The sequence below is a fragment of the Pseudoalteromonas sp. T1lg24 genome (assembly GCF_002964745.1).
In the GTDB taxonomy this organism is placed as follows: domain Bacteria; phylum Pseudomonadota; class Gammaproteobacteria; order Enterobacterales; family Alteromonadaceae; genus Pseudoalteromonas; species Pseudoalteromonas spongiae.
Window position 1 is genome coordinate 143890 of record NZ_PQCB01000006.1, and the last position, 15233, is coordinate 159122.

A 15233-nucleotide genomic window follows, 5' to 3' on the forward strand; every position below is an offset into this window, starting at 1 on the left:
CATCACCAAATTAAATACTAAAAGTGTATACCTTTCGTTTTATCTATCATCAACGAAATCTCATGTTCTGGTACCGGCTTACTGTAATAATAACCTTGTACTACATCACACTTATTCAGCTTTAAAAACTCAATTTGTTCATCGCTTTCAACGCCTTCAGCAACCAGCTCTAAATTAAGCTTTTGCGCCATCGCGATAATTGCCGCGGTAATCTCCATATCATTGCTATCTTCTGGAATATCTTTAATAAATGAACGGTCAATTTTTAAGATATCCAATGGGAAGCGTTTTAAATAACTGAGTGACGAATATCCCGTACCAAAATCATCTATCGACAGCGATAGCCCAAGCGATTTTAATTGATGCATTTGCTTAATAGAGCCTTCAACATCGCCCATTAGCATACTCTCAGTTAGCTCTAGATGCACGCGCTCAGGTACGATACCCGTTTTCTTAATCACCTTTTCTAGTAAAGGAATTAGACTCGTATCTTTAAATTGGCGTGCTGATAAATTAATAGAGATGCTGCTCTCATGATCTTTAAGCGCCATACGCTGAGCAAATGCACATGACTCCCACAATACCCACTCACCTAATTCAACAATTAACCCTGTTGTTTCAGCAATTGGAATAAACTTATCTGGCGCAATATGCCCAAGTGTTGGGTGGTGCCAGCGGATCAGTGCTTCAAAACCGACTATCTTCTCGTTGGTAATATCAATTTGCGGCTGATAATAAAGCTCGAACTGCTGTTCTTTAATCGCAATGCGCAGTTCATTTTCAATAAATAATCGCTCTTTTGCCGCTGCATCAAGGGTATCGTTATAGAAGTAATAAGTGTTTTTACCTAACGCTTTTGCTTCATACATTGCAAGATCGGCGTGTTTCAGTAACACATCTTCTTCTGGGCTTTGATCCGATGCCATTGTAATACCGATACTGGCACTAACAATCACTTCATTGCTGCCTAAGCGAATTGGCTGGCTTAAGGTATTTTGAATAGTAAGCGCCACTTCTGTGGCTTTCTCGCGGTCATCAATACCACTGAGCAACACGGCAAACTCATCACCACCAAGACGGGCAATGGTATCTTCAGCTCGAAGACGCTTTTGTAGGCGTTGTGCTACTTCCAACAGCAGTTGGTCACCCGCATCATGACCTAATGTATCATTGATACGTTTAAATTCATCTAAATCAAAATAGAACAGAGCAAATGAGTAATGACCGCGCGATGCTAAAGCCAACGACTTTTTAAGCTGCATTCTAAATAACGCACGGTTAGCAAGCCCTGTTAGTGTGTCGTAATACGCCAATTGTTCCATTTTGCGCTGACTTTCTTTTACAAAGGAAATGTCTTGCGCAGAGGCAACATAGCTATACACTTTGTGGTTATCATCGCGAATTGGTGAAACAGATAACGACACCCAAAGTGCACGTTTGTCATTGTTATGCAGTAACGTGTCACCTTTCCAGTGATGGCGCGAAAGTAAGTCCTGAACGATATCCTCAACCAAAATCATCATATCGGGTTCCATTAAAACAAGTAATGGTTGCCCAATAAAATGACTTTTCTCAAACCCTGTCATTTCAAGCAATTTAGGGTTCACGTATTCAATATTGAGATTTTCATCAGTAATTACGATAGCTGAACCAGAGAATTCAACGGCTTTTGATAATCTTCTTGCGCGCTGCTCTGCTTGTTCTTTTTCATCTAGCTCTTGGCGTAAATCACGCATGGTCTTTTCGAGCTTGCCTGCCATTGCGCCAAACTCAAAATTGAGCAAGCCGATTTCGTCTTTGTTAACCGTTAGGTTTTGCGCCGTAGTAAATTGCCCTCTTGCAACTTCTCGCGAGCTTGCAACCAATGCTTTAATACGTTTAATTACTAAATGAGAAAGCGTTTGATGCAGCAACAATACGACCAGCACGGCATATAAAATAAACAGGCCAAAAAACTTTACTTCTATTTCATCAATCGCCGAAAGTGCTTCAGAATGGGTTTTATAAACACCAATATACCAATCAAAATCACTAAACTTTTTGATGCTAAAAATATGCTTGCTGTCGTCAATGGCAAATTCACCCTGCAATTCATGACGCTGACTTGTTAATAGTTGCTCAACTTGATTACGCAATTCATCTGGTAACTGGTTTTTAGTATCCAACGAATCGTTCATGCTGCCGCTGAGGCGATTGATAATATCTGTTTTACCTTCAAACTGAATAATTTGTCCTTTGCCGTTTAACACAAACAACTTGGCATCACCCACTTTGTCAGGGAACATCGCCTGCAGCTTTGGCAACTCAATATCACTGCCAGTAACGCCTTTAAATTCTCCGCCATAATGTAGCGGTACAATAAGGCTAATAACCCAGCGCTCCCAGATATCATCATAATAGATAGGGGTCCAGGTTGCTTCTAAGTTAGGGTTAAATTCAGGAGTACCAATTTCGTAAAAAACATCTTGCCTAAAGTCATGGCTTGCCGGCACATTCAACGCCCAGTTTGGTGGCGATATGCGAATAAAACGATCTTGGCTAATGAAGTAGAAATTAAAAAAGGTTTCGTCGGTTAAAATTGGCGCGATTTGCGACCATACTTTTTCTGTTTGCGAAAAAATACGTTTATATTCGTGACTATAGCTTTGCTGAGGAAGGAAAGCCGCAGAACGTACACCCGCAACATTAGTACTTGAAGAGCTGCGAATACTGCCGTCTTTACCAAAAACCAACTTACTCGGCACGATTTTTTCAGCAAGCGCGCTTTCGGAATAAAGTGCTTCTGTAACTATGGTATTGGCATCAATTGCGATGCGCTTTTTCTCATTAAGTAGGTTTTCAAAACGGCTAACAAACGGCTTCGATAACTCTGTTAGCACACCAAACTCTTCAAAAAGCAGTTGTTTGCGCTCAGATTTAACCATCAAGTACGCAGCAGATAATCCAGCTATCAAACAAATGGCTGATATTAATATGGATAACTTGGTACTAAGTGCGTTAATGCCAAAACTCGCATCCAAATGTTTAGAGTTCACAATGTAACCTTACTTCTGCTGCAACTCGTTGATTGTGGTGCTTGGAACTATAAAAGAATCTCACTAATTTCTACACCTTTTTTTCGGTTTATTGCAAAAAAGCCATAATAAATAATGAAAAAATCTGTTTTGGCATAAGTTACTCTCAATTTACTGTTGACTTTAACAACACTTATTTCTAAATTCGGGTATATGAACAAATTAATCTTTAACTTTAGCTTCTTTTTTCACCATCCGTAACTCGGGAGGCGACTTTGTCACGAACAAGCTAAAGTCAAACTAAACCTCCCACTGGGAGGTTTTTTTTTGCAATTGGGAATGAGGAAAAGAAAATGTCCAATGCACTTGAGTCCCTACGTCGGGATATCAATGAGATAGACTCGGAGTTACTAGTCTTACTCGCCAAAAGACGTCGCGTCAGCCACGGCGTTGTTGAGTATAAAATTGCCAACAACAAACCGATCCGTGATGAGCAACGTGAACAGGCGTTACTAGAAAAACTCATTAGTTATGGCAGTTCACTGGGGCTTGACGGTTATTACGTAAATCGCGTGTTTCAAACCATCATTGAAGATTCTGTACTGCATCAACAAGCAATGTTACAGCAGAACCTAAATCCAGATCTGCACACAGAAACGAATCGCGTTGCTTATTTAGGTGGTCAAGGCTCATACAGCCAGCTTGCATGCCATAAATACTTCAGTCGTCGCCCTGGCAAACTTGTTGAACTAGGCTGCAGTAGCTTTAATGAAATCACCAATAAAGTAGAAACTGGACAGGCCGATTTTGGTTTATTACCAATCGAAAATACCTGTTCTGGCAGTATTAACGAAGTATATGACCTATTGCAGCACACACAGGTATCGATTGTTGGCGAACTAACACAAGCAGTAGAACATTGTTTAGTAGCAAGCCCAGGCGTTGCCATTGGAGAAGTAACGAAAATATACGGTCACCCGCAGCCATTTGCTCAATGCAGCCAATTTATTAGTAATTTAAGCGGCGTACAACTGGCCTACAGCGACTCAACATCAAGCGCACTAAAAGAAGCGTTACAAGATGATGCAGGTGCCGCAATCGCTTCTGAAGACGCAGCTCGCAAGGCTGGGTTAGTGGTACTTGAGCCTAACCTCGCCAATCAAAGCCACAACCACAGCCGCTTTATTGTTGTTGCGCGTAAAGCAGTTAAAGTCTCGAAGCAGATCCCGACTAAAACAACATTAATTATGGCAACGAAGCAGTCAGCAGGTGCGCTTGCTGATGCACTGATGATCTTCAAACAGCATAACATAAACCTAGTAAAATTAGAGTCTCGCCCAGTACCGGGCAATCCATGGGAAGAAGTATTCTATGTTGACCTAGAAGCAAACATCGATTTACCAGAAGTTAAAAAAGCGTTAGATGCGCTTAAAGAAGTAACTGCCTACATTCGTATTCTTGGTTGTTACCAAAGTGAAACGTTGAGCGCCGTAAGCGTTGCAACTGAATAAAAAAAGGGGCGCTAAGCCCCTTTTTTAATAATCTAGCACTTTCGCGTCATTTGCCTTACTCAATAACGCTTTGCTTTGACTTAAAAAGGTACTGGCAGAATCTGAAAAAAAGGTTTTTGCAGCGGCAAAGTCATCAATTAATCCCGCTTTATCATTCTGCTTCAATTTTTCAAAGGTTTGTTGGAAAACCTCACAATACTCTTTCATCAAAGGTGCGACGTCTTCAAATTGCGCCAACATAATATCGCTGTAAAGCTCTGGCGACTGTGCAAATAAGCGCCCTACCATCATTAATTCCAAGTGATAAATAGGCGAAGAGCAAGATTCTATTTCTTCAAGGCTGTGGCTTTGTTTCGCCAAAAATTGACCATAAACAAAGGTCGTTAAGTGGCGCATTACCTGCACAATTTGCATCGCTTCATCGTGCTTTTTCGCATCCATAGACACTAAATTACAGCCCCACACAGTAAGCTGTTCGAGTAAGGAACTAGCTACGTCACAGGGCTTATTTTGACAAACAACAACGGTTTGCTTTACCCAATGAGGAATATCAGGACCAAACATCGGGTGTAATGCCAGTACCGGTCCTTGATGGTGAGTTTCCATCGCTTTGAGTGGTGATGATTTAACGCTGGTAATGTCAACCAATAAACACTCAGGGTGTAGTTTTGGCATATCAGCAATAACTGATTCAACCGCATGGATTGGCACAGAGACAATCACGCAACGAGCTTCAGATAACAAACTATCACGTTCACTTTGATTATCTTTATCAAGCACGTTCACCTGATAACCCGAGCGCTCTAACTGACGCTTAAACAATTGGCCCATTGCACCTTTACCACCCACTATCACCATTGGCGATAAGTGCGGCGCAACGCACGCTAAACCGAGTTGTTGATTTTGGTAAGATTCACGCATAAGTCGACGTAATACATCCTCGACTAATTCAGGGCTTACCCCAGCAGCAATTGCTTGTGATCGCCGTGCATCAATTAATTCAGTTTCTCGCGATGGTACATAAACGGGTTGACCTTGTTGTTGCTTATAAGCGCCAACTTGAGCTGTGATATGATTTCGTTTAGCTAATAGTTCAACAAGTTGCCTATCGCATTCATCAATTTGATCTCTTAACGTATTCAGTGCGCCCATTAAAAAGTAAACCTTTCTTTACAGCAAGTAAATTAATATATACAAAATAATATCAAGCTATCTCGCTGAGTAAAAGTGTTAAAATTAAATACGTTATACAAGTTAGCTATTTAGCCCATATTTAAGAAGTCTTTCTATGGTGTTAGCTTTCTTGTTAGATACAGCGCGGAATTTTTAACAGACTTAGGACATTAAGTTCTCGAATCGCTATTTTTAAGAGGTTATTCCACATCAATAAACCTGAATATCGCACGCAAATATTCAGTTTTTTAAAAAGAGTACGAGTTTAAGTTGGTTGGTATAAATATCACAATTTTAAGTTAGTGAATCAGTAAACCTCTCCACAACATAGCTAGTAGCGTGCGAAGAATTAGAGGTTTGTTAAGTATATTTGAGCCACTGCTACTATCAACGCTTGGCGTGTAATTCATTTATGCCCGCAACGCACATCAAGTAAGAGTTTCTCGAAGTTAATAAGGAGTTGAATCTGGTAGGCTTGTGTAGATACGTTCTTTGTTTGATAGGTAATTTTTTGTTTTATAAAACAAAACAGGCTGAGCAAAGCTCAGCCTGTTTAGATTCTGAAAGTTCAGACGTATTAGTTAAGTTTTTCTTTAATACGTGCAGACTTACCAGAACGCTCACGTAGATAGTAAAGCTTAGCACGACGAACTGCACCGCGACGCTTGCGCTCGATGCTGTTGATTAGTGGGCTGTGTGTTTGGAAAACACGCTCTACACCTTCGCCGCTTGATACTTTACGTACTGTGAAAGATGAATGAAGACCACGGTTACGCTTAGCGATTACCACACCTTCAAACGCCTGTAGACGCTCTTTTTCACCTTCTTTAACACGTACTTTAACAACTACTGTATCACCAGGGCCGAACTCTGGTACGTCAGATTTAAGTTGCTCATCTTCAAGCACTTTAATAATATTTTGGTTTACTTTTGCCATTATATTTCTCACATTTCCTAGGAGTAACTGTCTTCTAGCCACAAACATTATGTTCTTGCTGAAATTCAGCGAGTAACCTTGCTTGCTCCTCAGTCAGAGCTAGGTTTTGCAACAAGTCCGGACGTCTAAGCCAAGTTCTACCCAACTGTTGCTTTAAGCGCCAGCGAGCGATTTCTTTATGGTTTCCACTGAGCAATACAGCGGGCACCTGCTTACCATCCAATAATTCTGGCCGTGTATAGTGAGGGCAGTCTAGTAAGCCGTCAGAAAATGAATCCTGCTCGGCAGACTGATTGTGACCTAACACGCCTGGCACTAAACGAGATACTGAATCGATTAATGTCATTGCAGCGAGTTCGCCACCGGATAATATAAAGTCACCAATTGACCATTCTTCGTCAATGTGTGATTCAATTAACCGCTCATCTATACCTTCATAACGACCTGCCACTAAAATCAACTTTTTATGGTTTGCAAGTTCTTGCGCACCTTGTTGATCTAGCTTTCTACCTTGTGGTGATAGATAGATTACCTTTGCCCCTTCACCCGCTGAAGCTTTCGCTGCATCGATGGCATCTCGCAATGGTTGCACCATCATTAGCATACCAGGGCCACCGCCGTATGGGCGGTCATCCACAGTTTTATGCTTATCAAAAGCATAATCACGCGGACTCCAACAGTTAAAATCGATTAAACCGCTTTTAACTGCGCGACCAGTAACACCTTGCTTTGTTACCGCATCAAACATTTCAGGGAACAGTGAAATAACACCGAACCACATGTGTGCCTGCTGCGACATTTAAAAGCTAGGATCCCAGTCTACGGTAACTTCTTTAGCATCTAAATCCACCTTTAACACTACGCTCTCGGTTAAATATGGAATTAAACGTTCACCTTTTCCAAATCCGTCGTTAGGGTTAGCTTTAACCACTAAAACGTCATTAGAACCTGTTTCTAGCATGTCGTCGACCTTACCTAAATCGTAACCTTTATCAGTTACTACAGTAAGACCGATGAGATCTCGCCAATAAAACTCACCATCAGGTAAGTCTGGCAATTGTTCTTCAAAAACAGCGATTTCAGCATTTGTTAACACATTTGCTTGGTCACGGTCTTCAACATTTGCCAACTTGGCGATAAAACCTTTGTTGTGACGACGCCAGTCGACCACTTCAACGGTTTGCCAGTTTCCTTGTTGCCCTATCAACCATGGGCTGAAATCAAAGATCCCTTCGGGATCATCAGTAAATGAATGAACCTTAAGCCAACCCTTAATGCCGTAAGGGGCGCCGAGTTTGCCTGCTATAAATTTGGCTTGCTCTTGACTCATGGTTACATTACGCCTATTAAGCCGCTTTACGAGCGTCTTTAACTAACTTAGCTACACGATCAGAAAGACCTGCACCTTGACCTACCCAGTGATCTACACGATCAAGGTCTAGGCGAAGTGATTCTTCTTGACCACGAGCTAGTGGGTTAAAGAAACCTACTTTCTCGATGAAACGACCATCACGCGAGAAACGGCTATCCGCAACCACGATTTGATAGAATGGACGCTTCTTAGCGCCGCCACGTTGCAAACGAATAGTTACCATACCGTCCTCTACATAGATTGATTGATTTCATTAACATAAAAACTAATTTTACTTCCCTAACGGGAAGCCCGAGAATTGTACGAATTTTTACTCTGATTGCAAGTTAAAATGCACTCTTTTGGCTACTTTGTGACAGTTATACCAACATCAATACAAAAAAAGCACCAAAACTGGTGCTTTTTTAACAACTTTGTAAAGTTTAGAATTTCGGGCCGCCGCCACCCATCATGCCAGGTGGCATCATGCCTTTCATATTGCGCATCATTTTCATCATGCCGCCTTTGCCTTTCATCTTCTTCATCATTTTCTGCATTTGTGTAAATTGCTTTAATAGCTTATTTACGTCTTGCACTTGCGTACCAGAACCTGCAGCGATACGCTTTTTACGAGATCCTTTAATGATGTCTGGGCGCTCACGCTCTTTTGGCGTCATTGAGCTAATGATGGCTTCCATTTGATTAAAGGTTTTATCACCAACTTGGTCTTTAACCGCATCTGGCAAGTTTGACATACCCGGCAGCTTATCAAGCATGCCCATCATGCCACCCATGTTTTTCATTTGGCGTAATTGGTCAGCGAAGTCTTCTAATGTAAAGCCATCGCCCTTCATTACCTTCTTCGCCATTTTTTCAGCTTTCTCTTTGTCGACTTTCATTTCGACTTCTTCAATGAGAGAAAGCACATCACCCATACCTAAAATACGTGACGCAACACGGTCTGGATGGAATGGTTCTAACGCATCAGTTTTTTCACCAACACCAATAAACTTAATTGGCTTACCTGTGATATGACGAATTGATAGTGCAGCACCACCACGGGCATCACCGTCAGTTTTGGTCAGTACAACACCGGTTAGTGGCAGAGCTTCGTCAAATGCTTTTGCGGTGTTCGCAGCATCTTGACCTGTCATTGAGTCAACAACAAAGAGTGTTTCTACCGGCTTAATCGCACCGTGTAACTCGATGATTTCTTCCATCATCTCGTTATCTACGTGTAAACGACCTGCGGTATCAACAATCACGACATCAATGAATTTCTTTTTCGCGTGGTCAATTGCGCCATTGGCAATATCGATTGGTTTCTGTGAAATATCACTTGGGAAGAATTCCACATCAACTTCGTTAGCAAGGGTTTCTAGCTGTTTAATCGCGGCAGGACGGTAAACGTCGGCACTCACAACTAACACAGATTTCTTTTTGCGCTCTTTTAAGAACTTAGAAAGCTTACCAACACTGGTAGTTTTACCTGCACCTTGCAGACCTGCCATCATGATAACCGCTGGCGGTTGTGCCGCTAAGTTAAGCTCTTCGTTTGCTTCCCCCATGGCTTTTTCAAGTTCTTCACGAACGATTTTAATGAAAACCTGACCTGGGCTTAAACTTTTAGTGACTTCAACACCTACAGCACGTTCTTTAACTGTTTTTACAAATTCACGCACTACCGGTAAGGCTACATCCGCTTCGAGTAGTGCCATACGCACTTCGCGCAGCGTGTCTTTTATATTATCTTCAGTTAATCGGCCTCGACCACTGATATTTTTCAGGGTTTTACCAAGGCGTTCCTGTAAGTTCTGAAACATTCACGTTAATCCAAACTAATATTTTGCGAGAATTATACCTAAGAAACAGGAATAAAAAAGCTTTGCAACGGTAACTAAAGGTTATTTTCCTATTCTGGGCTAGGCTTTTAGCGATTGATAAAATACAATGAGGTAAAAATTTTAATCGAAATCGATTTTAAACAAAGTCATGAATTTAATTGTTTTAACTGTAATTGCGAGTCTGTTTTATAGCCTTTCCACTATGCATGTGGTGAGTAAGTTATTTGATAAGCAAGGCCCAAATCAAAAGAAGACTTTGTTGCTTAGCACTGTTGCTATTTTGTTGCACCTTGCTGTGATTGTTAATTCGATTTTCACTGAAAGCGGGCAAGACCTCAGCTTTGCCAACGTTGCACTATTAATATGTTGGCTAATTGTGGTGTCGGTAACGACCGTTTCCCTGCGCTTTCCTGCCACCTTATTACTGCCGGTTGTTTATGGCTTTGCTGCAATTTTATTAATCGCCAGTTTGTTTATTCCACATCATGTTATTTTGCAATCGGTTAATTTTGAATTCGGATTAGTGTCGCATATTTCACTTGCCTTTATGGCCTACTGCGTGCTGATTATTGCGACGTTATACGCAATTCAATTTTACTTTATTAATCGCCGTTTAAAGCAAAAAGATATGTCGATAGTGACTAGCCACTTACCGCCTTTAATGCTGGTAGAAAGGCAATTATTCCACCTGGTTTCAATGGGCTCGTTGCTACTTACATTTGCCCTCGCAACAGGCTTTTTATTTATCGATAATATGTTTGATAAAGGCTATATCCATAAAACAGTATTATCTTTACTTGCCTGGGCGTTATTTGTCACCGTTGCATGGGGCCACAAATACCGTGGCTGGCGCGGCAAAAGCAGTGTAATTACGACAATTTGCGCGGCAACATTACTTACGCTTGCGTATTTTGGTAGCCGCTTTGTTCAAGAAATTATTTTGGGTAAGTTTTAGTACCTTTGGTACGAATTAGCTTATACAAATAGAGCACTTGACTAATCACCTCAACTAAGAGTTAATACTCTTTCGACAGTTTTTAAAGGATCCCTCATTGGACGCCATATCGACGAGTACTTTATTCATCATTCTTGGTGTATTGATACTACTTTCAGCTTATTTCTCTAGCTCAGAAACGGGCATGATGTCGCTAAACAAATATCGTTTACGACACCTTGAAAAAGAACACCATAAAGGCGCCAAACGGGTTAGCAAGCTGTTACAACGTCCAGATAGACTGATAGGGTTAATCCTAATTGGCAATAACCTTGTTAATATTGCCGCATCATCTGTTGCAACTATTATCGGTATTCGCTTATTTGGTGACGTAATCGGTATTGCCGTTGCCACTTTTGGTTTAACCTTTGTCATTTTGATTTTTGCTGAGGTAACGCCAAAAACATTAGCAGCACTGTATCCTGAGAAAGTGGCCTTTCCAAGTTCATTTATTCTTAATTTCTTGCTTAAGTTGCTCTACCCGCTAGTTATTTTAGTAAACCTTATAACCAATGGTATTTTAAAACTGTTTGGCATTAGTCCTGAGCAAATTGAAGAGCACAGTTTAAGTAAAGAAGAACTTAAAACAGTAGTGAACGAATCCGCTGCTTTATTACCTGAACGTCACCAAAATATGTTGGTATCGATTCTTGACCTTGAGCAGGTAAAGGTTGAAGACGTAATGGTTCCGCGCAATGAAATTGTGGCGATTGATGTTAACGACGATTGGAAGCTGATTATGCGTCAGCTTACCCATGCACAACATACTCGTGTTTTGCTATACCGTGAAAATATTGACGACACAGTTGGCTTTATTCACGCTCGCGACGCGCTACGTTTACTGACTAAAGAGCAGTTTACGAAAGCGACTTTACTTCGCGCTGTACGTGAAATTTACTACATTCCAGAAGGTACGTCGTTAAACGTACAGCTACTTAAGTTTCAACAAGCAAAAGAGCGCATTGGTATTGTGGTAGACGAATACGGAGATATTCAAGGCCTCGTAACCCTAGAAGATATTCTTGAAGAAGTAGTAGGTGATTTTACCACCAGCATGACACCAACACTGAGTGAAAACGTTCACCCGCAACAAGATGGTTCATTCTTAGTTGATGGCAGCGCCAACGTGCGCGACCTCAATAAAGAAATGGATTGGGATTTTCCTACTGATGGCCCGAAGACCTTAAGTGGTTTGATTATCGAGTTTTTAGAAGATATCCCAAGCGAAAAAGTCAGTATGCGTATTTCAGGCTACCCTATCGAAATTGTTGAGGTAAATGAAAACACCATCAAGCTGGCGCGAATTATGCCTGAGTATAAGAACTAAGGGTTTCAGGTTTCAGGTTTCAGGTTTCAGGTTTCAGGTTTCAGCAGAAATTAAAAGCAGGTTTTAGTAATAGTCTAAAACCTGTTGTCTGAAGGCTAAAATCTCTTATTAACTAAACAAACGTTGTAGCCAATTTTTATTTAAATCATCTTCGCACTTTTTGAGCTGCACACCATAATTACCGGTACGCACTTTCACCTTTTGCGCCGTTTTCATTAACCATGCTTTTTTCTTGTAGGTACCACGGCGATAGCCTCCCCACCCTTCATGGTAATTTAAATATTGCCCGTATGCGTCCCACTTCGATACACCATTTATTTTATGCGTGTTGTAAACAAACCAGCCCATAAAATCGATAGCGTCGGCAAAATCATCCCTGTCAGCGCCGCTATTGCCACTTTTACTTACATAATCATTCCATGTTGGAGTTTTTGCCTGTGAATATCCATAAGCAGAGCTCGCCCTACCCGTTGGAATAAAGCCCAGAAAGTATTCCATTGGAGGCGCAGCATTATGCTTAAAAGAGCTTTCCTGAAACATCATACTCATCAGCAAGTGCTTTGGCGCTCCCCATTTTTCTTGCGCATCTTTGGCATCAAAATACCAATCTCGATGTTCAAAAAATATATCACATAGGTTATTCGGATTTTGCGGTGGTGGCGTGGCACAACCGGCTAGTGTGGCGGTAAGTACAAGTGGGATAATTTTTTTCATAATAATTTTGAACTTTTGCGTCAAAACCCTATCTCAATTACTAAGCAAAACACATTGTTTCATCCCTGAAAGTGAAACGCGGCCATTTAGCCGCGTTTTTTATTACTTAAAATAATCATCTAAGAACTGAACAAAGCTTTGCGTATCGCTGGCCTCTATTTCTTTTTGCTTATTGTGTGATGCCACTGCTTCACGTTCAAACAAGGCTTGATCAAATACTTGATAACCTTTGCCAAGCGTATTCTGTTTATAATCACTTGCCAGTTTTAGCGCGTAATGACCATTATCTTCTTGCTGCTCCAGCAAATGCGCTAAGAACTGTCCTGAATAAGTCAATTCAGGGTTTGCAACAGATTGTTCAAGCTTGCTAATAACCGCGCTATACTCTTGATTACCAAACGCCTCGTCAAAGAGTTTCGCAATTTTCTTAAGCTCAGTGAAAATATCGCCAGCCCAATCACTGAGTAAATGCGCTTTACCTTTGTTAGACAATGCTAATCCAGGCTCACGCCCTTGATTAACAACAAGGTCTAAGTTTGCCTGCGTTTCTACTTGTTCTTGCCACGCAAGGTCCTGTGCTGGTTTGATTGCACAATAAAGTAAGAATACATCTAAAAACTGAATCTGTTCTTTGCTTATCCCAACTTCAGAAAACGGGTTAACATCAAGCGCTCGCACTTCAATGTACTCTACTCCACCTTCAGCGAGCGCTTCGCTTGGCGTTTGCCCCGATTGCGCATTTCGCTTTGGTCGGATCGGTGAGTAAAACTCATTTTCAATTTGCAAAATATTTTGATTAAGCTGCTTTGCCGGCTCGTCGCGGTAATCGCCAAACTGCTGATACAAATCAGAAGTCATTGAAATCGCCTGCTTAAAGCCCTCTAAATATTCTTCAAGACTGTTATAGGTAACACGCAAGCTTGACTGCGCACTGTTGGTGTAACCTAAATCACCTAATCGCAATGACGTGGCATAAGGTAAATATAATGTGCCTTTACCTAATGACTCAAATGGCAAATTGGTTTTACGTCCACCTAAGAACGAACTACACAGTGCTGGAGATGCGCCGAATAAGTAGCTGATCAGCCACAACTCTCGTTTGAAATTTCGAATCAACGAAAAGTATTTATCTGAAATATAATCACTTAATTTATCGCTGTTGCCTTCAATTTGCTGCAACTGTGTCCAAAACGCTTCAGGAAACGATAAGTTAAAATGCACACCGGCAATTGCTTGCATCATGCTGCCGTAACGATTTTTCAACCCTTGGCGATACAAAGTCTTCATTTTACCGACGTTTGAACTGCCATAGTCTGCTAATCGAATTTCATCCTGATCTTCAATAAAGCAAGGCATGCTCAACGGCCACAACTCTTCGCCATCAATGTTTGCTAGCGTAAATTTATGAATATCTTCAAGCTGCGCAAGTGTTTGCTCGATATCACTACAGGCAGGCGTAATAAATTCAAGTAAAGACTCGGAAAAATCGGTTGTGATATATGGATGCGTTAGCGCGCTGCCAAGCGCATTATGATGTGACGTTTTTGCAAGACGGTGCTTATCTATACGTAAACACTCTCGCTCGACACCTCGTTTGATACCCTTTAATACGCTCGCTGAGCCTTGTTCAGATAAGGTACTTAGTATCGAATCTATTGACACTGTTTTCAAAAATTCAGTCCTCTCACCGCGAGTCCTAGGAAGGTGGTCGCTTTTTCAATATCTTAACAATGTATGGTCAACATTACGATACCTCAAGGTGCGATGGTAAAATTATTCGTAACTAGATTTTAATAGCATTAGTACAAGATTATTTACTCTACCTAAAAGAATAATGAGATTAGTAGCTTAGGTAGATTACCAGCGTTTAAAAAGGCAGTAGCCTTAGCCAAAAGCTTGCGCTATAGTTACATTATATTTAGTCAAAGGAAAGTTAAACTATGTACAGGTTTACTGTCATAACCCTGCTACTAACAACCCTTAGCTGCTTCATCGCCAAGGCCGACGCGAAACAGTTAACCGTTTATAGTTGGGTTGATGAAAAAGGCATTGCCCATTTTTCATATGTAGAACCATCGCACAAAAGTGGTGTTCGCTCATTTGAGCTAAAAGATCATACGTCGTTTGGTGCCGAAAAACGAAAACTAGAACTCGGTAGCGATACAGCTTCAGATAAAGCAGATCCACTGATTTCACGTAAAAAAGAATACTGTGAAAACGCAAAACATAATTTAAGCGTATTAGAGAATTACGACCAAGTGAGTCAGGTTGATGAAAACGGCCAAGAAGTGACTATTTCAGGTAGTGCTAAAGATAAATACAAAAAACAAGCACAACAGCGTATAAAAGCATTTTGCGAATAAAAAAA

The 15233-nt window shown here is 41.0% G+C and carries 13 protein-coding genes and 1 other annotated feature; of the genes, 4 read left to right on the plus strand and 9 right to left on the minus strand.

What is annotated here, in order from left to right; translation table 11 throughout:
• Window positions 1-17: 17 nt before the first annotated feature.
• Window positions 18-3035, minus strand: coding sequence for a bifunctional diguanylate cyclase/phosphodiesterase (locus C2M30_RS03635; protein ID WP_105170699.1), 3018 nt, complete (start codon window positions 3033-3035; stop codon window positions 18-20).
• 191 nt (window positions 3036-3226) lie between these two features.
• Window positions 3227-3343 (plus strand) — a sequence feature (Phe leader region).
• A 24-nt stretch (window positions 3344-3367) separates the two neighbouring features.
• Between C2M30_RS03635 and C2M30_RS03640 the strand changes: the two genes are divergently transcribed.
• A complete protein-coding gene (locus C2M30_RS03640; RefSeq protein WP_105170700.1) occupies window positions 3368-4525 on the plus strand; it encodes a chorismate mutase in 1158 nt (385 codons plus the stop codon).
• 24 nt (window positions 4526-4549) lie between these two features.
• Here the strand turns inward: C2M30_RS03640 and tyrA are convergent, their stop codons facing one another.
• From tyrA to ffh, 6 genes are all read right to left on the minus strand, one after another.
• A complete protein-coding gene (tyrA, locus tag C2M30_RS03645; RefSeq protein ID WP_100912989.1) occupies window positions 4550-5677 on the minus strand; it encodes a bifunctional chorismate mutase/prephenate dehydrogenase in 1128 nt (375 codons plus the stop codon).
• Between the two features lie 598 nt (window positions 5678-6275).
• Window positions 6276-6635 carry a 50S ribosomal protein L19 gene (gene rplS / locus C2M30_RS03650; RefSeq protein WP_105170701.1) on the minus strand — a complete coding sequence of 120 codons (360 nt, stop codon included), beginning with the start codon at window positions 6633-6635 and terminating at the stop codon, window positions 6276-6278.
• A gap of 34 nt (window positions 6636-6669) precedes the next feature.
• Window positions 6670-7416: a tRNA (guanosine(37)-N1)-methyltransferase TrmD gene (trmD, locus tag C2M30_RS03655; protein WP_419182658.1), complete on the minus strand. Its 747-nt coding sequence runs from the start codon at window positions 7414-7416 to the stop codon at window positions 6670-6672.
• 18 nt (window positions 7417-7434) lie between these two features.
• The gene (gene rimM / locus C2M30_RS03660) at window positions 7435-7965 is read right to left on the minus strand and encodes a ribosome maturation factor RimM (protein ID WP_010560629.1); all 531 of its coding nucleotides are present in this window, start codon (window positions 7963-7965) and stop codon (window positions 7435-7437) included.
• A 16-nt stretch (window positions 7966-7981) separates the two neighbouring features.
• On the minus strand, window positions 7982-8230 hold the full coding sequence (gene rpsP, locus C2M30_RS03665) for a 30S ribosomal protein S16 (RefSeq protein ID WP_010560630.1): 249 nt from the start codon (window positions 8228-8230) through the stop codon (window positions 7982-7984).
• A gap of 199 nt (window positions 8231-8429) precedes the next feature.
• The gene (gene ffh, locus C2M30_RS03670; protein WP_100912988.1) at window positions 8430-9809 is read right to left on the minus strand and encodes a signal recognition particle protein; all 1380 of its coding nucleotides are present in this window, start codon (window positions 9807-9809) and stop codon (window positions 8430-8432) included.
• 169 nt (window positions 9810-9978) lie between these two features.
• Here ffh and C2M30_RS03675 point away from each other — a divergent pair, with 169 nt between their 5' ends.
• Both C2M30_RS03675 and C2M30_RS03680 read left to right on the plus strand, forming a co-directional pair.
• Window positions 9979-10785, plus strand: a complete 807-nt coding sequence (locus C2M30_RS03675) for a cytochrome C assembly family protein (protein WP_010560632.1) — start codon at window positions 9979-9981, stop codon at window positions 10783-10785.
• Window positions 10786-10882: 97 nt separating this feature from the next.
• Window positions 10883-12151, plus strand: a complete 1269-nt coding sequence (locus tag C2M30_RS03680) for an HlyC/CorC family transporter (protein WP_010560633.1) — start codon at window positions 10883-10885, stop codon at window positions 12149-12151.
• 108 nt (window positions 12152-12259) lie between these two features.
• Here C2M30_RS03680 and C2M30_RS03685 read toward each other — a convergent pair whose 3' ends face one another.
• On the minus strand, window positions 12260-12865 hold the full coding sequence (locus C2M30_RS03685) for a transglycosylase SLT domain-containing protein (protein WP_010560634.1): 606 nt from the start codon (window positions 12863-12865) through the stop codon (window positions 12260-12262).
• A 102-nt stretch (window positions 12866-12967) separates the two neighbouring features.
• Window positions 12968-14536 (minus strand): glutamate--cysteine ligase, encoded by a 1569-nt coding sequence (gshA, locus tag C2M30_RS03690; protein WP_105170703.1) that lies wholly within the window; start codon window positions 14534-14536, stop codon window positions 12968-12970.
• 269 nt (window positions 14537-14805) lie between these two features.
• Between gshA and C2M30_RS03695 the strand changes: the two genes are divergently transcribed.
• Window positions 14806-15228, plus strand: a complete 423-nt coding sequence (locus C2M30_RS03695) for a hypothetical protein (RefSeq protein WP_105170704.1) — start codon at window positions 14806-14808, stop codon at window positions 15226-15228.
• The last annotated feature ends 5 nt before the right edge of the window (window positions 15229-15233 follow it).

Coding starts and splice junctions, on each gene's coding strand:
- tyrA (WP_100912989.1), bottom strand. CDS start 5,677: ATGGGCGCACTGAATACGTTAAGAGATCAAATTGATGAATGCGATAGG.
- ffh (WP_100912988.1), bottom strand. CDS start 9,809: ATGTTTCAGAACTTACAGGAACGCCTTGGTAAAACCCTGAAAAATATC.
- rplS (WP_105170701.1), bottom strand. CDS start 6,635: ATGGCAAAAGTAAACCAAAATATTATTAAAGTGCTTGAAGATGAGCAA.
- rpsP (WP_010560630.1), bottom strand. CDS start 8,230: ATGGTAACTATTCGTTTGCAACGTGGCGGCGCTAAGAAGCGTCCATTC.
- C2M30_RS03640 (WP_105170700.1), top strand. CDS start 3,368: ATGTCCAATGCACTTGAGTCCCTACGTCGGGATATCAATGAGATAGAC.
- trmD (WP_419182658.1), bottom strand. CDS start 7,416: ATGTGGTTCGGTGTTATTTCACTGTTCCCTGAAATGTTTGATGCGGTA.
- C2M30_RS03685 (WP_010560634.1), bottom strand. CDS start 12,865: ATGAAAAAAATTATCCCACTTGTACTTACCGCCACACTAGCCGGTTGT.
- rimM (WP_010560629.1), bottom strand. CDS start 7,965: ATGAGTCAAGAGCAAGCCAAATTTATAGCAGGCAAACTCGGCGCCCCT.
- C2M30_RS03695 (WP_105170704.1), top strand. CDS start 14,806: ATGTACAGGTTTACTGTCATAACCCTGCTACTAACAACCCTTAGCTGC.
- C2M30_RS03675 (WP_010560632.1), top strand. CDS start 9,979: ATGAATTTAATTGTTTTAACTGTAATTGCGAGTCTGTTTTATAGCCTT.